This is a genomic window from Streptomyces sp. NPDC127129 (assembly GCF_042671585.1).
Lineage (GTDB): Bacteria > Actinomycetota > Actinomycetes > Streptomycetales > Streptomycetaceae > Streptomyces.
Genome location: NZ_JBHXTV010000008.1, coordinates 333225 through 352828 on the forward strand (window position 1 = coordinate 333225; position 19604 = coordinate 352828).

A 19604-nucleotide genomic window follows, 5' to 3' on the forward strand; every position below is an offset into this window, starting at 1 on the left:
TTGGGGGTTGGGGCGGGGGTGGTTGGTGGGGTGTTGGGGGCCCCCCCCCCCCGGCGGGGCGCGGGGGGCCCCCCGCCCCCAACGCGGCTCGCCGCGTTCTGCCTGCTCGCCCGGCTTCTCCCGGGCGTCAGCGTTCCGAGAGTTCCGAGGGGGCCTCCTGCACCACCCAGCCGTTGCCGTCCGGGTCCGTGAAGGTCATGAAGGAGTTCCAGGTCTCGCCCTTGCCGTCCTCCCAGCCCGTCGCGCCCACGTGGCGGATCGGGCTGACGTCCACGCCGCGTGCGGACAGTTCCTTGCGGGCCGCCTCGATGTCCGTGACGCAGAGCTGGAGCCCCTGCAGGGCGCCCGGGGTCATCGGCTTCGTGCCGGGCATCGGGGGCATGCCGCTCTCCATCGAGATCGAGCAGCGCGAGCCCGGCGGTGTCGCCTGGATGATGCGGATCCCGGGGGAGACCTCGGTGTCCAGGTCGATCGTGAAGCCGCACCTCTCGCCGTAGAACTCCTTCGCCCGGTCCAGGTCGGTCACGGGGACGAGGACGACTTCCAGCGTCCAGTTCATGGGGGGTCTCCTCAGAAACGCCAGCGGGTCTGGCCGAACGGCTCGCCCTTGGCGAAGCCGAAGACCGTGCGCGGCGCGACGGCGAACACCAGGGCCGTCCCACCGTCGCTCACGAAGGCGCCGTCGCGCACGTCGAATCGCCAATCGGAGCCGTACTTCTCGACGTACGCGTCGGACAGCGCCCGCAGCCGCGCCTCGTCGGTGACGCGGACCGCCTCGCCCTCCACCACCAGGTCGAAGCCCTCGCCGAGCGACGGCGTGCCGGTGGTGAGGACGACCTCCCGGTTCTCCGCCAGGTTGCGGGCCTTGCGCTCGTCGGGGCCGGTGCAGAAGTGCAGCGCGTCCTCCGACCAGACCGCGATCAGCGGGGTGACATGCGGGCGGCCCTCCGGGCGGACCGTGGTCAGCCAGAAGACCTCGGCCCCGGCCAGCCGCTCGGCCGCCTCCGCCCATGCGGCGGGGCGGGCCTTCGGGTCACTGAAACGGGCGTCCAGGGTCGGTTCCGGTGTCATGGCGGTTCCCTCTCCAGAGCTGCGGGTCTACGTACGTATGACCCTGGGCCCGCCGAGAACTCATCGCACCGCGGGCGTCCAGTGCAGCCTTCCGTCCAGACCGACCGCCGCCACCCCGTCCACGACCCCGCCGGGCGCCCCCGAGAAGAGGAAGCTGTGCAGTGTCCACAGGGGCGCCGCCGCGCTCGTGCGACCGCCCGTGCCGGCCCCCGTCACACCGCCCCCGCCCGCGCGGCCGAGCGCCTCCGGCGCCGTCGCCAGGACACCCGTACGGGAGCGGACCGCCAGCATGCCGGGGCCGCCGCCCACCGGGCCGTAGCCCGCGACGCCGCCCGCCAGTTCGGTGACCGGCGAGGCGAGCCCGTCGCCGGTGCCCGGGAGGTCGGCGGTGCGCAGGTCGCCCGAGGCCGGCTTGCGGAACCAGAGCCGTACGCCCAGGCCGTCCGGGGACGGGCTCGCGTTCAGCGCCAGCGTCGTCGCCGGCAGTCCGGTCGGCCGCGGTCCGCCGAGCGGGGCGCCCGGGCGCGGCTGCGACCAGGTGAGGACGGTCGAGGCCGTGCCCGCGAAGGCGTGGATCCGGCCCGCCGCGTCCGTGGTCGCCACCGGGTCGCCGTACACGGCCTCGGCGGCCGGCCCGCCGAGCCGCCGCCACGGGCTCCAGTCGCCGTCGGGCAGCAGGTCGCGGGCGGTCAGCCGGTGGCCGCTGTCGCGCACGACCACCGTGGCCCGGCCGGTCCCGTCCACCGCGACCGTCGGCGCGCTGATGTCGGAGGTGCCCCGGGCGTCGCTCTGCTCCGGTGTGCCGAGCGACCGCCACGGCCCGAACGCGCCGCCCCGGGCGGTCTGCTCGGTCGTCACGACCTCGCGCCCGTACGACCGCGCCGAACCGCCGACCGTCGTCCGCGTGCCGAAGACGGCGATCCTGCCGTCCGGAAGACGTGACGACGTCACGCCGCTGTCCAGGCCCGTGCCCGGGAGCAGCGCCGGCCCCTGCCACTCGGCGGCCGTGCCGGTGGCCTTCGTCCACACCGCGAGGCGTCCGTCGAGCACGGAGAAGGCGTGCAGGGCACCGTCCGTGTCGCGCTGCACCCAGGACGTGGAGGTGCCCCGGGCGTACCGGACGGTCTGGGTCCAGCCCTGCCCGGCGGGCCGCTGGGCGACCTTGAGGTCGCCGCAGCCGGCCGGGTCGGCGCAGTCGTTGATCCCGTCGCTCCAGGCGTAGGTCCGCAGGGTGCGCAGCTTGGCGTCCGCCGCCTCGGGGTCGAGGGTGTGGGGCAGCGAGCCGGTCGGGTAGCCGAGGTAGTTCTGTACGCCGAAGTGGGGGCGGGACCCGGCCGACGCGGCGTACCGCTCCAGGGCGGCCTGGGCGAACCGGGCGCCGTACAGGTGGTCCTGGTGGTCGGTGAAGGCCCCGGTGTGCGGGTGCAGGCCCGGCGTCGGGTCCTGCATCCGGACGAACGTGGGGCGTATGCGCTTCAGGAGCCCGGTGAGCGCCTCGATCACCTGGTCCTTGCTGTACGTGAAGTCGGTGGTGACCGGCGTGCCCGTGGCGCGCTGGGACGCGAGAACCGGGACCCGGCCGTTCCACAGGCCGTTCAGGCTGTGCGGACGGTCGGCGCTGACGGCGCCCGCCTCGCGGATCTGGAGCCAGACCAGGGTGATCTGCGGTGCGGCGCGCAGGGTGTCGAGCTCGGCGGCCCCGCCGCCGACGGTGGGTATGGAGACCCGGTCCCAGGCGCTGGTGCGGTTGCCGGTGGCCATCTCGGCGTACGCGGCGCGTATGCCGTTCTGGCGGGCGGCGGCGAAGCCGGCCTTGTCCGGCAGGGGCCGGTCGGCGGCGCCGCGCGGCGCGTTGACGCCGTCCGCCTCACCGGACGTCAGGTACACCGTGGTCAGCGGCCGGCCCGAGCGTATGGACTGGGCCGTGTCCGGGTTCATGAAGTACAGGTCGTCGTCCGGGTGGGCCACGATCTGCGCCACGGAGACGTCGGGGGTACGGGACGGGTCCGCGCCCTCGCTCCCGGTCCGTCGCACGGCGTTCCGCTCGGCGGGCTTCACCGCGGGCGTCGGCTCCGCCCGGGTCCCGGTCACCGGTGCCCCGAGGACGGAGCCGGAGGTCAGCTGGAGGAGTCCCACCAGGGAACCGGCGGCGACGGCGGTCGTCGTCAGCACGGAGACAGGGCGGAGGCGGCGGCGGACGGGCATCTGCTGTGTGTGCGCTTTCAAAGAACGGATCAGGCGGCGTGCGTCAGGAAGACGGACCTATAAGGAATACGGTTCATCGCAGGCGAACGGTGAGGAATGTGCGAGGCGTCACGTGTGATCTGTTGCGGAACGCAGGCCGTTCCCTCCGTGGGGCGGCAGCGTGCCCCGGGGCGACCGGGCCACCTGCTGCGGATACGCTCGAATGCGGAGCTTGATCGGGCGGAGGGAGCGGCGGAATGACGGTGCCGGGGCGCAGGAGCAGTACCTTCAGCCGACTGCTGCGGCACGGATTCACCGATCCGTCCGCCGCCGGGCGCCTGCTCGACCTCCCCGAGCTGTCCGCGCTGCGCGACGACTCCGTGCTCCTCGACGCGCTCGGCGCGACCGCCGACCCCGACCTCGCCCTGCGGGGGCTCGTCCGGCTCGTCGAGGCGCAGCCCGACGAGGAGCGCCAGACGCTCACCACCACGCTGCTCTCCGCCAAGCCCTTCCGGGACCGGCTCCTCGGTGTGCTCGGCGCCTCCGAGGCGCTCGCCGACCATCTGGCCAGGCACCCCCGGGACTGGCAGGCGCTCGTCACCTACGAGGCCGTCGACCTGAACCCCGGGGTCGCCGAGTTCGAGCGCGGTCTGGCCGACGCCACCGACGCCGTCTCCCTGCGGGTCTCCTACCGCCGCTGCCTGCTGGCCATCGCCGCCCGCGACGTCTGCGGCACGGCCGACGTCGCCCAGACCGCCGCCGAGCTGGCCGACCTCGCCACCGCGACGCTGCGCGCCGCCCTCGCCATCGCGCGTACCGCCGCCCCCGCCGACGCGGCCCACTGCAGGCTCGCCGTGATCGCCATGGGCAAGTGCGGCGGACACGAACTGAACTACGTCTCCGACGTGGACGTGATCTTCGTGGCCGAGCCCGTGGACGCCGCCGAGGAGGGGAAGGCCATGCAGGCGGCGACCCGGCTCGCCTCCCATCTGATGCGGATCTGCTCCGAGACGACCGTCGAGGGCACCATCTGGCCCGTCGACGCCAATCTGCGTCCCGAGGGCCGCAACGGCCCGCTCGTGCGGACCCTCTCCTCCCACCTCGCCTACTACCAGCGCTGGGCCAAGACCTGGGAGTTCCAGGCGCTGCTCAAGGCGCGGGCGGTGGCGGGCGATCCGGAGCTGGGCGCCGACTACATCGAGGCCGTGTCCCCGCTGGTCTGGCAGGCGGCCGAGCGCGAGAACTTCGTCCCCGACGTGCAGAAGATGCGCCGCAGGGTCGTCGACAACATCCCCGCCGCCCAGATCGACCGCGAGCTGAAGCTCGGCCCCGGCGGTCTGCGCGACGTCGAATTCGCCGTCCAGCTCCTGCAGCTGGTGCACGGGCGCGGCGACGCGACGCTGCACAGCGGCAAGACGCTCGACGCCCTGAAGGCGCTGGCGGCCGGCGGCTACGTCGGCCGCGCCGACGCGGCCCAGCTGGACGAGGCGTACCGCTTCCTGCGCGCCATGGAGCACTTCATCCAGCTCTACCGGCTGCGCCGCACCCATCTCGTCCCGGAGGGCGAGGCCGATCTGCGCCGCCTCGGCCGGGCGCTCGGCCTGCGCACCGACCCGGTCGCGGAGCTGAACAAGGAGTGGAAGCGGCACGCCTCGGTGGTGCGCCGGCTGCACGAGAAGCTCTTCTACCGGCCGCTGCTCGACGCCGTCGCCCAGCTCACCCCCGGTGAGGCCCGGCTCAGCTCGAAGGCGGCCGGCCAGCGGCTCGAAGCGCTCGGGTACGCCGACCCCGCCGCCGCCCTGCGCCATCTGGAGGCGCTGGCCTCCGGGGTCACCCGCAAGGCCGCGATCCAGCGGACGCTGCTGCCGGTGCTGCTCGGCTGGTTCGCGGACTCCGCCGACCCGGACGCCGGACTGCTCGGCTTCCGCAAGGTCTCCGACGCGCTCGGCAAGACCCCCTGGTACCTGCGCCTGCTGCGCGACGAGGGTGCGGCGGCGGAGAACCTCGCCCGGGTTCTGTCCGCCGGCCGGATGGCCCCCGACCTGCTGCTGCGCGCACCGGAGGCGGTGGCGATCCTCGGCGACCCGGAGGGTCTGAAGCCGCGCGGCCGTGACCATCTGGAGCAGGAGATCCTCGCGGCGGTCGGCCGCGCCGAGGGCGCCGAGCAGGCGGTCGCGGCGGCCCGTGGCGTGCGGCGCCGCGAGCTGTTCCGTACGGCCGCGGCCGACCTCATCGGCTCGTACGGTACGGAGGACAGCCCCCGTGAGCTCGACCCCGGCGCGCTGGTCGACCGGGTGGGCCTGGCGCTCACCGACCTCAACGCGGCGACGATCGCGGGCGCGGTGCGGGCCGCCGTACGGGAGGGCTGGGGCGACACGCTGCCGACCCGGTTCGCGGTCATCGGCATGGGCCGCTTCGGCGGCCACGAGCTCGGCTACGGCTCCGACGCCGACGTCCTGTTCGTGCACGAACCGCGCGAGGGCGTCGACGAGCAGGAGGCGGCCAGGGCGGCGAACCAGATCGTCTCCGAGGTCCGGCGGCTCCTCCAGGTACCCACCGCCGACCCGCCGTTGCTGATCGACGCGGATCTGCGTCCGGAGGGCAAGCGCGGCCCGCTGGTCCGTACGCTCAAGTCGTACGCGGCCTACTACCAGCGCTGGTCGCTGGCCTGGGAGAGCCAGGCCCTGCTGCGCGCCGAGACGATGGCGGGCGACCGGGATCTCGGCGAGCGCTTCATCGAGCTGATCGACCCGCTGAGGTACCCGGCCGAGGGGCTCGGCGAGGACGCGGTCCGCGAGATCCGTCGCCTGAAGGCCCGGATGGAGACCGAACGGCTGCCGCGCGGGGCCGATCCGACGCTCCACGCCAAGCTCGGCCGGGGCGGTCTGAGCGACGTCGAGTGGACCGTCCAGCTGATCCAGATGCGGCACGGCTGGGCCGAGCCCGGCCTGCGCACGACCCGCACCCGCGTGGCGCTGGCCGCCGCCCACGCGGCGGGCCTCATCCCCACCGAGGAGGCCGAGACGCTGGACGAGGCCTGGGTCCTCGCGACCCGGGTCCGCAACGCCGTGATGCTGGTACGGGGACGGCCGGGGGACACCTTCCCCTCGGACGGGCGCGAACTCGCCGCGGTCGGGCGGTACCTGGGCTACGGCCCGGGCCGGGTCGGGGAGATGGTGGACGACTACCGGCGCATCACGCGCCGGGCGCGGGCGGTCGTCGAGGACCTGTTCTACGGGGCGTAGGGGCTTTCGCCACGCCCCGGGGGCGTAGGGACTCAGGCGCTTTCGGGCAGGTCCGGCACGCCCCGCGTCGCCGCCGTCAGTCGTCCGCGTGCTCCAGGAGCGTCCGGCAGTGGATGAGGAAGGCGTCCAGGGCCAGTTCGAAGGCGGCGTCCGCGCGGGCCGGTCCCAGCGCCACCAGGGCCTCGGCCAGGCGCGGGGTCGTGACCTCGTCGGGGAGTTCCCACATGGTGTCCGGGGCGGCCAGGTCGAGCGCCGAGCCCAGGACCAGGTTCTCCAGCGCGACGATCACCGTCATGACGTCGGCGTTGTCGAAGCCGACGGCGAGCAGCAGGGTCACCGCCCGCTCGTACTGCGCGAGCACCATCGGCGCCCGGACCGGTGAGGTCATCAGCATCGGGATCGCCCGGGGGTGGGCGGCGAAGGCGGAGCGGTACGAGCGCGCCCAGGCCGCGAGGGCCGCGTCCCACGGTTCGGCGTCCAGCGTGGCGCCGTCGATCCCCTCGCTGACCCGCTCGCGGAGCAGCTCCACGATCCCGTCGCGGCCGTCCACGTGGTGGTACACCGAGGCCGTCTGGACCCCGAGCCGTCTCGCGATCTGCGGGACGCTGAACTCGCCCCGCTCGTCGACGAGTTCAAGCGCCACCGTGGTGATGCGCTCGCGGTCGAGGAGGGGCTTGCGCGGCCGGCCCATGAATGACTTCCCCCTGGTCAGGTCTTCCCGAATCGTTGAACGCGAGGCTACATTGCGCAAACCGAAAGCCTTTAGGTTTCCTGTCGCGGAAGGGCCTCCCCTCCCATGTCCTCACAGACCACCACCGCTCCCGAGGGGCTGAGAACCGGCACGCTCTCCACCGCCGGCATCTCGTTCTTCGTCGTCTCCGCCGCCGCCCCGCTCACCGTCATGGCCGGCGTCGCGCCCGTCGCCGTCGTCCTCGGCGGCATCGGCGCCCCCGCCGGCTATCTCCTGGCCGGCATCACCCTCGCGGTCTTCGCCGTCGGGTTCACCGCCATGAGCCGCCATGTCCGCAGCGGCGGCGCCTTCTACGCGTACATCACCCGCGGCCTCGGCAAGCCCGTCGGCATCGCCGCCGCCCTGCTCGCCATGCTCGGCTACAACGGCATGGAGATCGGCGTCTACGGCCTGCTCGGCACCGCCACCGCCGACACCGGCCACGCCCTGTGGGGCGTCGACATCCCCTGGCTCCCCGTCTCCCTCGCCGGACTCCTGCTCATCTGGTACGGGGGCTTCCGGTCCATCGACTTCGGCGCCAAGGTCCTCGGCGTCCTCCTCGTCGCCGAGACCGGCATCCTCGCCCTGCTCGCCGGAGGTGTCCTGCTCGACGGCGGCGCCGACGGACTCTCCCTGGCCTCCTTCACCCCCGACAACGTGCTCGTGCCCGGCTCCGCCGCCGTCCTGGCCTTCGCCTTCGCCGCCTTCACCGGCTTCGAGTCGACCGTCATCTACCGCCGCGAGGCCCGCGACCCGAACCGCACCGTCCCGCGCGCCACCTACATCGCGGTCGGCTTCCTCGGCCTCTTCTACGCCTTCGTCGTCTGGACCGTCATCCAGGCCTTCGGCCAGGACAAGGTCGTCCAGGCCGCCACCGACGACCCCGGCGGGCTCTTCTTCGCCGCCATCACCACCTACGTGGGCGCCTGGGCCGCGGACCTGATGCACATCCTGATCGTCACCAGCGTCCTCGCCTCGCTCCTCGCCTTCCACAACGCCATCAACCGCTACGGCCTGGCGCTCGCCGAGGAGGGCGTACTGCCCGCGGTCTTCGGCCGCGTCCACCCCCGCCACCGCTCCCCGTACGTCTCCGGCATCCTGCAGACCGCCCTCGGCGCCGTCGTCGTGCTCGGCTTCGCGGCAGCGGGAGCCGACCCGTACCAGCAGCTGCTGCTCTGGGTGAACACCCCGGGCATGATCGGACTGATGGTCCTCCAGCTGCTGGCGGCGCTCGCCGTGCCGCTGTTCTTCCGCCGCATCAGCCACACCGAGGGCAGGCTGCGCACGGTCGTGGCCCCCGCCGTCGCGTTCGTCCTGCTCGCCGGCGCCATCGGCCTCGTCGTGACGAACGTCGACCTCTTCACCGGCGCCTCCACCACCGTCAACACCGTGCTGGTCTCCCTCGTCCCCGCCGTCTTCGTCCTCGGGCTCCTCCTCGCGTACCGCCTCCGCCGTACCCGCCCGCAGACCTACGCCCGCTTCGCCGCCGAACCCGCCGAACCCGCCGCACCCACCCCTGGAGAAGAGCCGTCGTGTCCGCACCCGACCTCGTCCTCGTCGACGCCCGCGTCCGCACCCTCGACCCCGCACGTCCCCACGCCACTGCCGTCGCCGTCCGCGACGGAGTGATCACGGCCGTCGGCGACGCCGCCGACGCCCGCGCCTGGCGCGGAGCCGGCACCGAGACGATCGACCTCGGCGGAGCCACGCTCACCCCCGGCCTCACCGACGCCCACAGCCACCCTGTCTGGGGCCTGGAGATGTTCACGGGCACCAACCTCTCCGCCGTACGCGACCTCGACGAGCTGCGGTCGGTCCTCGCCACCGCCGAGCGCCGCGACGGCTGGATCATCGGCTTCGCCCTCGACCACAACGTCTTCGGCGGCCGGCCGATCCACCGCGACCTCGTCGAGGACGTCCTGGGCGGCGCCCCCGCCTTCCTGCGCCTCTACGACGGACACTCCGCCCTCGCGAGCGAGGCCGCCCTGAAGGCGGCCGGCATCGACGGCCCCCGCGCCTTCGCCCAGCGCTCCGAGATCGTGTGCGACACCGGGGGACGGCCCACCGGCCATCTGATCGAGCACGCCGCGATGGACCTCATGGCCCCCTTCCTGCCCCGGCAGCCCTATGCCGAGCGGCGCGACCGGCTCGTCGCGCTGCTGACCTCCATGGCCGCCACCGGACTGACCGGCGCGCACGTCATGGACCTCGGCGGTCACGACGTACCCGGGCTGCTCACCGCCCTGGAGGCCGACGGGGACCTTCCGCTGCGGCTCCGGCTCGCACCCTGGTGCATGCCCGGCGCGACCCCCGAGGAGCTGGACGAGCTGGTACGGCTCCAGGCCCGGTCCGGGCGGATGTGGCGGGTCGGCGGGGTGAAGTTCTTCATGGACGGCACCGTCGAGGGCGGCACCGCCTGGCTGGAGCACGCCGACTGCCACGGCCAGGGCACGGACGCCTTCTGGCCCGACCCGGCCGCGTACTCGGCCGCCGTCCGGCACCTCCACGAGGCCGGGGTCGGCACCGCGACGCACGCCATCGGCGACGCGGCCGTCCGGCACGTCCTGGACACGGTGGAAGCGCTCGGCACCCCGGGCCCCCGGCACCGGATCGAGCACATCGAGACCGTTCCCGACGACCAGCTCGGCCGGTTCGCGGCCCTCGGCGTCGCCGCCTCGATGCAGCCCCCGCACACCGCGTACACCCGCGCCGACCACACCGACGAGTGGTCCAAGAGGCTCGGAGACGTACGGGCGGACCGTGCCTGGCGCTGCCGGGACCTGCGCGAGGCGGGCGCGCTCCTCGCGCTCGGCTCGGACTGGCCCATCGCCCACTACGACGCCCGTCAGGTCCTCGCCACCGCGCAGGCCCCGCGCGGCGCCGCGTCCGCACGGCACGGGCTCACGGGGCTGATGGCGCTGGAGGGCCTGACCACGCACGCGGCGGCCGCGGCGGGGGAGGAGCACCTCGGCGGCCGGATCGCCCCGGGACTCCGGGCGGACCTGACCGCCTTCACGGTCGACCCGGTCGAAGCTTCCGCCGACGAGACCGAGCAGGCCCCGATCCGGCTCACGCTCGCGGGCGGCCGCGTCACCCACCGGGGCTGAACCCACCGGGCCGATCCCACCGGGCCGATCCCACCCGGGCTGAACCACCCCGGGGCTGAACCCACCGGTGCGGGCGTCGCCCACGCGCCGGCTAGCGGCTCAGTCGCTGCCGCTCGCGCTCGGCGCCCTGCTCGTCCTCGCGGTCCGTCGTGGACCCGTCCGCCGCGGACCGCGAGGCCGTGCCGCCACGGGCCACCGGCGCGGCCGGCTCCACCCGCTTCGGCAGGCGCTTCGGCAGCGCGCCGTACATGTAGTAGGAGACGGCGAAGCCGAAGGCGAGGCAGATCATGCCGCCCACCGCGTCCAGCCAGAAGTGGTTGGCGGTGGCCACGATCACGACCAGGGTGGCCGCCGGGTAGAGCAGGCCGAGGATGCGTGCCCAGGGCGCCGAGGCCAGGGCGAAGATGATGAGACCGCACCAGAGCGACCAGCCGATGTGCATCGACGGCATCGCCGCGTACTGGTTCGACATCTGCTTGAGGTTGCCCGAGGCCATCGAGCCCCAGGTGTGGTGGACCAGGACCGTGTCGACGAAGGACTGGCCGTTCATCAGCCGCGGGGGCGCGAGCGGATACAGGTAGTAACCGACGAGGGCCACACCGGTGGTGGCGAAGAGGACGGTCCGGGACGCGGCGTAACGCCCCGGGTGCCATCGGTACAGCCACACCAGCACACCGATCGTCACGATGAAGTGCAGGGTGGCGTAGTAGTAGTTCATCGACACGATCAGCCATGTCACCGAGTTCACGGCATGGTTGACGCTCTGCTCGAAGGCGAGCCCGAGGGACCGCTCGAGGTCCCAGATCCAGTCGGCGTTCTTCAGCGCCTGGGACTTCTGCTCCGGTACCGCATTGCGGATGAGCGAATACGTCCAGTAGCTGACGCCGATGAGCAGGATCTCGAACCAGATCCGGGGGCGTCGGGGCATGCGCAGCCGGGCCCGCACACCGCCACCGTCCGGAATGGGTGACGGGCTGGCCGCCGTGCTGCCTTCCAAACTCTTCACGGTCGCTTCACCCATGGGAGGAGAGTCTGCCAGATCCATGCCCCTCGTCCGATCATCCCTCCGTCGGGTTCGGGACGCACATGCTCCATCCTGAGGGGGATGGACCGGGGAGGGACCCTCAGGGGTTTCCCTGACTGGGGGCAGAAGCGGTTGAACCGCGAACGACCAGCTCAGGCATGAAGACGAACTCGCTGTGCGGCGCCGGGGTGCCCCCGACCTCCTCGAGGAGAGCCCGGACCGCCGCCTGCCCCATCGCCTGCACGGGCTGGCGGATCGTGGTCAGCGGCGGATCGGTGAACGCTATGAGCGGGGAGTCGTCGAAACCGACCACGGAGACGTCCTGGGGGACCCGCAGACCCTGCTGCCGGGCGGCGCGGATGGCACCGAGCGCCATCATGTCGCTCGCGCAGACGACGGCCGTGCAGCCGGCGGAGATCAGGGCGCCGGCAGCTGCCTGTCCGCCCTCCAGCGTGTACAGAGAGTGCTGGATCAGCTCCTCGGACTGCTCCGGGGAGAGTCCGAGCCGTTCCTTCATCCCGCGCTGGAACCCCTCGATCTTGCGCAGTACGGGCACGAACCGCTTCGGGCCCACCGCGAGCCCGATCCGGGTGTGCCCGAGCGCGGCGAGGTGGGTCACCGCCAGCTGCATCGCGGCCCGGTCGTCGGGCGAGACGAAGGGGGCCTGGACCTTGGGGGAGAAGCCGTTGATGAGGACGTACGGGACGCCCTTGCCGCGCAGCTGGTCGTAGCGCGTCATGTCGGCGGTCGTGTCCGCGTGCAGCCCCGAGACGAAGATGATCCCGGAGACGCCCCGCTCGACGAGCATGTCCGTGAGCTCGTCCTCGGTGGAACCGCCGGGGGTCTGCGTGGCGAGCACGGGGGTGTAGCCCTGGCGGGTCAGGGCCTGCCCGATGACCTGCGCGAGGGCGGGAAAGATCGGGTTGTCCAGTTCGGGGGTTATCAGCCCGACGAGTCCGGCGCTGCGCTGGCGCAGCCGTACCGGGCGCTCGTATCCGAGGACGTCGAGTGCGGCAAGCACGGATTCACGGGTGGCCGCGGCCACACCGGGCTTGCCGTTGAGCACGCGGCTGACTGTGGCTTCACTGACCCCCGCCTGGGCTGCGATGTCGGCAAGCCGCGCGGTCATGGGATTGGACTGTACCGGTCGCACGTCAGATTGCCCACCAAACGCAGGAGTCGGCGGGAACCCGGACGTTGTGCGCGAGCGCGGCGCCCCGTCCGAATTCCCCTGCCGGGGAGGGGAGTACGGGGGTGGTGACCTCGATCCCCCCGTCGGCGCGGGCTCCTTCGGGCGCCGTACCGAGGCCGTCCCCGTGGGGGGCGCACGCCGTGCTGCTCAGGAGCGGCGAGCCGGTGAGCGGCATGTCCACCCCCCGTGGCGTCGTGTTCAGAGTGACCACGACGTCGCCGCCCTCGGCCCGGCGGCGGAAGGCGAGCACCCCCTCCGGGGCGTCCAGCCACTCCACGGTGTCGCCCGCGCCGAGCGCGGGGTGCTCCCTGCGCAGCCGCAGGGCGCGGCGGTACAGCTCCAGGGTCGAGGCGGGGTCGGCCGTCTGCGCGGCCACGCTCAGTCCGGCCCACGCCCGGGGCTGCGGAAGCCAGGAACCGGCAGGCCCGAAACCGTACGACGGGCCGTCCGCCTCCCAGGGCAGCGGGACCCGGCAGCCGTCGCGCAGCCCGTCCTGACCGTCTCCGCGCAGGAACGCGGGGTCCTGGCGGACCTCGTCCGGGAGGTCCACGACCTCGGGCAGGCCCAGCTCCTCGCCCTGGTAGACGTAGGCCGAGCCCGGCAGCGCCAGCATCAGCAGCGCCGCCGCCCGGGCCCGCTCCAGGCTGCCGTACCGGGTGGTGTGCCGGACGACGTCGTGGTTGGAGAGCACCCAGGTCGTGGGGGCGCCGACCGAGGCGGTGGCGCGCAGCGACTCGTCGACGACCGCCCGCAGCGCCTGCGCGTCCCACGCGCAGTTCAGGAACTGGAAGTTGAAGGCCTGGTGCAGCTCGTCGGGGCGTACGTACAGCGCGAGCCGCTCCGGCGTCGGTGCCCAGGCCTCCGCGACCCCGATGCGCTCGGGGCCGTACGACTCCAGGAGCCGGCGCCAGCCGCGGTGGATCTCGTGCACCCCGTCCTGGTCGAAGAACGGCAGTCGCTGGATGCCGATCAGCCTGGCCTGCTGTCCCTGCCCGATGTCGGGCAGGCCCTCCGCCTTGACCATGCCGTGGGCGACGTCGATCCGGAAGCCGTCCACCCCCAGATCCAGCCAGAAGCGGAGCACGGAGTCGAACTCGGTCCGTACCTCCTCGTTCTTCCAGTTCAGGTCGGGCTGCTCGGGCGCGAAGAGGTGGAGGTACCAGGCGCCGTCCGCGACGCGAGTCCAGGCCGGGCCGCCGAAGACCGACTCCCAGTCGTTGGGCGGCTCGGACCCGTCCGGTCCGCGCCCCGGCCGGAAGACGTACCGGTCCCGGCCCACCCCCGCGCGCGCCTGCTCGAACCAGGGGTGCCGGTCCGAGGTGTGGTTCGGGACGATGTCCACGATCACCTTCAGGCCGAGTCCGTGCGCGGCGCGCACCAGGTCGTCGGCGTCGGCGAGGTCGCCGAAGACGGGGTCCACCGCGCGGTAGTCCGCCACGTCGTACCCGCCGTCCGCCTGCGGGGAGGCGTAGAAGGGGGTCAGCCAGACCGCGTCCGCGCCCAGCCGGGCGATGTGCGGCAGCCGCTCCCGTACGCCCCGCAGGTCCCCGATCCCGTCGCCGTCGCTGTCCGCGAAGGAGCGGACGTACACCTGGTAGATGACGGCGTCCCGCCACCAGCCGGTGCGGGCGGCGCTTGCGCAAGAGCTTGCGGAGTCCGGCAGCGACGGTGAGGTGAGCTCGTGGGCCATGTGCGGTGTCCCTCTCGCGTGTTCCAGGGGCTGGGCGTCGTACTGACAACGAGGTCGAGGCGGACGTGAAACGGTCCTGCAAGAGATGATGCAAAGACTTGCAGGGCTCGGGAACTGCCGCAAGAGGGCCTGAGAGGGGCCTGAGGTCCGCTGTCAAGCGACTCGTCGGCAACCTTCAGGACACGCCGATGTAACGATCCCCGGTCCTTGCAGAAAGTTCTCGCAAGCTCTTTCGGCTCGTTTTCATCCCTGTTACGTTCCTGGCAACCCGGAGCGCCGCGAGGGAGCGGTCGCATGAGGCAGGTTCCAGCCCCTCGTCACCCCGGGATCAGTTGAAGGAGTTCACATGCGGCGTGGCATAGCGGCCACCGCGCTGGTCGCGGCCCTGGGCGTGACCCTGGCGGCGTGCGGAAGCGACGGCGGTTCGAAGGACGGCGGCTCGAAGAGCTCGGGCGAGCTCTCCGGGACCGTGACCTGGTGGGACACCTCCACGGTCGGCTCCGAGGACAAGGTCTTCAAGAAGATCGCCGAAGACTTCACCAAGAAGCACCCGAAGGTCACCGTCAAGTACGTGAACGTGCCGTTCGGTGAGGCGCAGAACAAGTTCAAGAACGCCGCCCAGTCCGGCTCCGGCGCCCCCGACGTCATCCGCTCCGAGGTCGCCTGGACCCCCGAGTTCGCGGACCTCGGCTACCTGGCCCCGCTCGACGGCACCGCCGCGCTCAAGGACGACAAGGACTTCCTGAAGCAGGCCGCAGCCTCCACCCAGTACAACGGCAAGACCTACGCCGTCCCGCAGGTCATCGACTCCATGGGCATCTTCTACAACAAGAAGATCTTCAAGGAGGCCGGCGTCGAGGTCCCCAAGACCATCGCCGAGCTCAAGACCGTCTCCGCGGCGATCAAGGACAAGACCGGCAAGACCGGCCTCTACCTGCGCGGCGACGACGCCTACTGGTTCCTCTCCTTCCTCTACGGCGAGGGCGGCGACCTGGTCAACGCCGAGTCGAAGACCGTCACCATCGACAACGCCGCGGGCGTGAAGGCCCTGACCACGGTCAAGGACCTGGTCGACTCCGGCGCGGCCAAGACCGACGCCACCGACGGCTGGAACAACATGCAGACCGCCTTCAAGGAAGGCAAGGTCGCCATGATGATCAACGGCCCGTGGGCCGTCGCCGACACCTTCGCCGGCAAGGAGTTCGCCGACAAGGCCAACCTGGGCATCGCCCCGGTCCCGGCCGGCTCGGCCGGTCAGGGCGCCCCGCAGGGCGGCCACAACCTCGCGGTCTACGCGGGCTCCAAGAACCTGGACGCCTCGTACGCCTTCACCGAGTACATGACCTCGGTCGAGACCCAGACGCAGATCGCCAAGGAGCTCAGCCTGCTCCCGACCCGCGAGTCCGTCTACGTCAAGCCGGACGTCGCGAGCAACGAGATGATCAGCTTCTTCAAGCCGGTCGTCGACAAGGCCGTCGAGCGCCCCTGGATCCCCGAGACCGGCAGCCTCTTCGCCCCGCTCGTCACCGAGTACACCAAGGTCCTGACCGGGCAGACCACCCCCGACAAGGGAGCCAAGGCGACGGGTGACTCCTACCGCAAGCTCCTGAAGGACTGGAAGTAACAGGAAGGCAGGCCGGCTGATGGCTGTGGACACCAGCAGCCAGTCGGCGGTGAAGGCCGCGGGCGATGTCGCCCGCGGCCGGCACCGTGGTACTGGCAACCCCGAGGGCAAGGTTCGCCGTTCCCTCTCCACCCACTGGTACGCCTGGGCGATGGTCGCTCCGGTGGTGGTCGTGATCGGCGTGATCATCGGCTATCCGCTGATCCGGGGTATCTACCTCTCCCTCACGAACGCCAACGAGCGGAACGTCGAGCGGAGCATCGGTGTCAACCAGATCCCGGCGACGTACGAGTTCGTCGGCCTGGACAACTACGTCGACGCGCTGACCGGGAACCAGTTCCTCGGCACGCTCGGCTGGACCCTGGTGTGGACCGTCGCCTGCGTCTCGGTCACCTTCGTCCTCGGCCTGGCCCTCGCCAACATCCTCAACCGCAGGATCGCCGGCCGCTCCGTCTACCGGATGCTGCTGATCCTGCCCTGGGCCGTGCCCGGCTTCGTCTCCGTCTTCGCCTGGCGCTTCCTCTACAACCAGGACAACGGTCTGCTCAACCAGATCCTCGGCGGCTCCGGGATCGACGCCGTGCCGTGGCTCAACGACCCCACCTGGGCCAAGTTCTCGGTCATCGCCGTCAACGTCTGGCTCGGCGTCCCGTTCATGATGGTCGCCCTCCTCGGCGGGCTCCAGTCCATCCCCGGCGAGCTCTACGAGGCCGCCGAGATGGACGGCGCCAACGCCTGGCAGCGCTTCCGCAACATCACGCTGCCCGGTCTGCGCTCGGTGTCCACCACCGTGATCCTGCTGAGCACCATCTGGACCTTCAACATGTTCCCGGTGATCTTCCTGCTCACCCGGGGCGGACCCGGTGAGGCCACGCAGATCCTGGTCACGCAGGCGTACAAGTTCTCCTTCGAGATCAGCCCGCGTGACTTCGCCCAGTCGTCCACCTGGGGCGTCCTGATCCTGGTCCTCCTGATGGTCTTCGCCGCGATCTACCGGCGCGTCCTCCGCAAGCAGGGAGAAGTCTGGTGACCACCGCCACCAACACACCCACCCGAGGCCGTCGTTCGCCGCTCGCCTCCGTCGGGCTGCACGCGACCCTGATCGTCGCCTCCGTGATCGCCGTCTTCCCCGTGCTGTGGGTCCTGCTGACCTCGCTCAAGCCGGCGCAGTACGCGACCACGACGGACTTCTTCAAGGAGACGACGCTCGCGAACTACACCGACCTGCTGGAGAACACCGAGTTCCTCACCTGGTTCGGCAACTCGCTGCTCGTCGCCGGGCTCACCACGGTCCTCGGCGTCTTCATCGCCTCCACCACCGGCTATGCCGTCAGCCGCTTCCGCTTCCCCGGCAAGCGCGGACTGATGTGGACGCTGCTGATCACCCAGATGTTCCCGGTCGCCGTCCTGATCGTGCCGATCTACAACATCATGTCCTCGCTGGGGCTGCTCAACAGGGCGGCCGGTCTGGTCATCACGTACCTGACCATCGCCGTCCCCTTCTGCGCCTGGATGATGAAGGGCTTCTTCGACACCATCCCGCGCGAGATCGACGAGTCGGGCCAGGTCGACGGCCTCAACCCGTTCGGCACCTTCTGGCGGCTGATCCTGCCGCTGGCCAAGCCCGGCATCGCGGTGACGGCGTTCTACTCCTTCATCACGGCCTGGGGCGAGGTCGCCTACGCCTCCGCGTTCATGGTCGGGGACGAGAACCTCACGCTCGCGGGCGGCCTGCAGAAGTTCGTCAACCAGTACGGCGCCCAGTGGGGTCCGATGTCCGCGGCCTCCGTGCTCATCGCCATCCCCGCGGCGCTGGTGTTCCTCTTCGCCCAGCGGCACCTGGTGACCGGCATGTCCGCCGGCGCCGTCAAGGGCTGAGCCCGAACACCCCACACGTACGCACCTCCTTACCTCTCAAGGAAGACATGACCCAGCACCTCGCTGCCCCCGACGCCGCCCCGACCACCGGCACGCACACGGGTTGGTGGAGAGACGCGGTGATCTACCAGGTCTACCCACGCAGCTTCGCCGACGGAAACGGCGACGGCATGGGCGACCTGGAAGGCATCCGCGGCCGGCTTCCGTATCTGAAGGAGCTGGGCGTCGACGCCGTCTGGCTGAGCCCCTTCTACGCCTCCCCGCAGGCCGACGCCGGCTACGACGTCGCCGACTACCGGGCCATCGACCCGATGTTCGGCAGCCTCCTCGACGCCGACGCGCTCATCCGCGAGGCCCATGAGCTGGACCTGCGCATCATCGTCGACCTGGTCCCCAACCACTCCTCCGACCAGCACGAGTGGTTCCAGCGCGGGCTGCGCGAGGGTCCCGGCTCCCCGCTGCGCGAGCGTTACCACTTCCGCCCGGGGAAGGGCGAGAACGGCGAACTGCCGCCCAACGACTGGGAGTCCATCTTCGGCGGCCCCGCCTGGACGCGGGTCGAGGAGGCGGACGGCACGCCCGGCGAGTGGTACCTGCACCTCTTCGCCCCGGAGCAGCCCGACTTCAACTGGGAGCACCCGGCCGTACGCGACGAGTTCCGCTCGATCCTGCGCTTCTGGCTCGACATGGGCGTCGACGGCTTCCGTGTCGACGTCGCCCACGGACTGGTCAAGGCCGAGGGACTGCCGGACATCGGCGCCCACGACCAGCTCAAGCTGCTCGGCAACGACGTCATGCCCTTCTTCGACCAGGACGGCGTCCACGAGATCTACCGCTCCTGGCGCCAGGTCCTCTCCGAGTACGACGGCGAGCGCGTCCTCGTCGCCGAGGCGTGGACCCCGACCGTCGAGCGCACCGCCCACTACGTGCGCCCCGACGAGATGCACCAGGCGTTCAACTTCCAGTACCTGGGCACCCACTGGGACGCCGTCGAGCTGCGCCGGGTGATCGACGCCTCGCTCGCCGCGATGCGCCCGGTCGGCGCGCCCACCACCTGGGTGCTGTCGAACCACGACGTCACCCGGCACGCCACCCGCTTCGCCAACCCGGCCGGCCTCGGCACCCAGCTGCGCGAGCAGGGCGACCGTGCCCTCGGACTGCGCCGCGCCCGGGCCGCGACGCTGCTGATGCTGGCGCTGCCCGGGTCGGCCTACGTCTACCAGGGCGAGGAGCTCGGCCTGCCGGACGTCACCGACCTGCCCGACGAGGTCCGCCAGGACCCGTCCTTCTTCCGGGCCACCGGCCAGGACGGCTTCCGCGACGGCTGCCGGGTGCCCATCCCGTGGACCGTCGAGGGCACCTCGTACGGCTTCGGCGACGGCGGCAGCTGGCTGCCGCAGCCCGCCACCTGGGGCGGGCTCAGCGTCGAGGCGCAGGCCGGCGACCCCGGCTCCACCCTGGAGCTGTACCGCAGCGCGCTCGCCGTGCGCCGTGAGCGCCCCGAACTCGGTGCGGGCGAGGACGTCGAGTGGCTGGAGGCACCGGAGGGTGTGCTCTCCTTCCGCCGCGACGGCTTCGTCTGCACCGCCAACACCACCGGTCGGGCCATATCCGTCCCGCTGCCCGGCCGGTTCCTTCTCTCCAACGAGCCGGTCTCCCACGGGGAGGGCGTCGTGGAGCTGCCCGCCGACACCACCGTCTGGTGGGCGGTGTGACCATCCCCCTGCCGCGGGGGGGGGGGGGCGGGGGCCCCCCCCCCCCGGGGCGGGGGGCCCCGGCCCGGGGGCCCCCCCCCCCCCGGCAGCGGCGGCGGAACACCGGGAGGGGCGGGGGGGGCGGGGCGCCGCGCCCCGGGCAGG

General features: G+C 72.1%; 14 protein-coding genes. 7 read left to right on the forward strand and 7 right to left on the reverse strand.

Annotation, left to right across the window (positions count from 1 at the left end; genetic code table 11):
• Positions 1-127: 127 nt before the first annotated feature.
• From ACFVGW_RS18245 to ACFVGW_RS18255, 3 genes are read right to left on the reverse strand one after another with little or no spacing between them, the layout of a single operon-like run.
• Positions 128-559 carry a VOC family protein gene (locus ACFVGW_RS18245; protein ID WP_385852683.1) on the reverse strand — a complete coding sequence of 144 codons (432 nt, stop codon included), beginning with the start codon at positions 557-559 and terminating at the stop codon, positions 128-130.
• A gap of 11 nt (positions 560-570) precedes the next feature.
• Positions 571-1071, reverse strand: a complete 501-nt coding sequence (locus ACFVGW_RS18250; protein WP_383229514.1) for a pyridoxamine 5'-phosphate oxidase family protein — start codon at positions 1069-1071, stop codon at positions 571-573.
• Between the two features lie 60 nt (positions 1072-1131).
• A complete protein-coding gene (locus tag ACFVGW_RS18255) occupies positions 1132-3243 on the reverse strand; it encodes a PIG-L family deacetylase (protein WP_385852684.1) in 2112 nt (703 codons plus the stop codon).
• A gap of 269 nt (positions 3244-3512) precedes the next feature.
• On the opposite strand from ACFVGW_RS18255, the gene ACFVGW_RS18260 reads away from it, so the two are divergent.
• Positions 3513-6500, forward strand: a complete 2988-nt coding sequence (locus ACFVGW_RS18260; RefSeq protein ID WP_385852685.1) for a bifunctional [glutamine synthetase] adenylyltransferase/[glutamine synthetase]-adenylyl-L-tyrosine phosphorylase — start codon at positions 3513-3515, stop codon at positions 6498-6500.
• Between the two features lie 76 nt (positions 6501-6576).
• Here ACFVGW_RS18260 and ACFVGW_RS18265 read toward each other — a convergent pair whose 3' ends face one another.
• Positions 6577-7191, reverse strand: a complete 615-nt coding sequence (locus ACFVGW_RS18265) for a TetR/AcrR family transcriptional regulator (RefSeq protein WP_385852686.1) — start codon at positions 7189-7191, stop codon at positions 6577-6579.
• Between the two features lie 105 nt (positions 7192-7296).
• On the opposite strand from ACFVGW_RS18265, the gene ACFVGW_RS18270 reads away from it, so the two are divergent.
• Both ACFVGW_RS18270 and ACFVGW_RS18275 read left to right on the forward strand, forming a co-directional pair.
• On the forward strand, positions 7297-8859 hold the full coding sequence (locus tag ACFVGW_RS18270) for an APC family permease (protein ID WP_385852687.1): 1563 nt from the start codon (positions 7297-7299) through the stop codon (positions 8857-8859).
• Positions 8763-10337, forward strand: a complete 1575-nt coding sequence (locus ACFVGW_RS18275) for an amidohydrolase (protein WP_385852688.1) — start codon at positions 8763-8765, stop codon at positions 10335-10337. The genes ACFVGW_RS18270 and ACFVGW_RS18275 overlap by 97 nt, the downstream gene beginning before the upstream one ends.
• Positions 10338-10428: 91 nt before the next feature.
• On the opposite strand, the gene ACFVGW_RS18280 is transcribed toward ACFVGW_RS18275, so the two are convergent.
• The 3 genes from ACFVGW_RS18280 to ACFVGW_RS18290 form a co-directional block, all read right to left on the reverse strand.
• Positions 10429-11358 (reverse strand): phosphatase PAP2 family protein, encoded by a 930-nt coding sequence (locus ACFVGW_RS18280; RefSeq protein ID WP_385852689.1) that lies wholly within the window; start codon positions 11356-11358, stop codon positions 10429-10431.
• A gap of 103 nt (positions 11359-11461) precedes the next feature.
• Entirely contained in the window at positions 11462-12490 is a 1029-nt protein-coding gene (locus ACFVGW_RS18285; protein ID WP_352188314.1) for a LacI family DNA-binding transcriptional regulator, read from the reverse strand.
• A 25-nt stretch (positions 12491-12515) separates the two neighbouring features.
• On the reverse strand, positions 12516-14243 hold the full coding sequence (locus tag ACFVGW_RS18290; protein ID WP_385852690.1) for a glycoside hydrolase family 13 protein: 1728 nt from the start codon (positions 14241-14243) through the stop codon (positions 12516-12518).
• Positions 14244-14589: 346 nt separating this feature from the next.
• Here ACFVGW_RS18290 and ACFVGW_RS18295 point away from each other — a divergent pair, with 346 nt between their 5' ends.
• The 4 genes from ACFVGW_RS18295 to ACFVGW_RS18310 are packed head-to-tail and all read left to right on the forward strand — an operon-like array spanning position 14590 to position 19460.
• A complete protein-coding gene (locus tag ACFVGW_RS18295) occupies positions 14590-15867 on the forward strand; it encodes an extracellular solute-binding protein (protein WP_383229498.1) in 1278 nt (425 codons plus the stop codon).
• 19 nt (positions 15868-15886) lie between these two features.
• Complete coding sequence (locus ACFVGW_RS18300) at positions 15887-16897, forward strand: carbohydrate ABC transporter permease (RefSeq protein WP_383229496.1); 1011 nt, start codon at positions 15887-15889, stop codon at positions 16895-16897.
• Positions 16891-17745: a carbohydrate ABC transporter permease gene (locus tag ACFVGW_RS18305; RefSeq protein ID WP_352192611.1), complete on the forward strand. Its 855-nt coding sequence runs from the start codon at positions 16891-16893 to the stop codon at positions 17743-17745. Before ACFVGW_RS18300 ends, ACFVGW_RS18305 begins: the two co-directional genes overlap by 7 nt.
• A 47-nt stretch (positions 17746-17792) precedes the next feature.
• Positions 17793-19460 (forward strand): glycoside hydrolase family 13 protein, encoded by a 1668-nt coding sequence (locus ACFVGW_RS18310; protein ID WP_383229494.1) that lies wholly within the window; start codon positions 17793-17795, stop codon positions 19458-19460.
• Positions 19461-19604 lie beyond the last annotated feature (144 nt).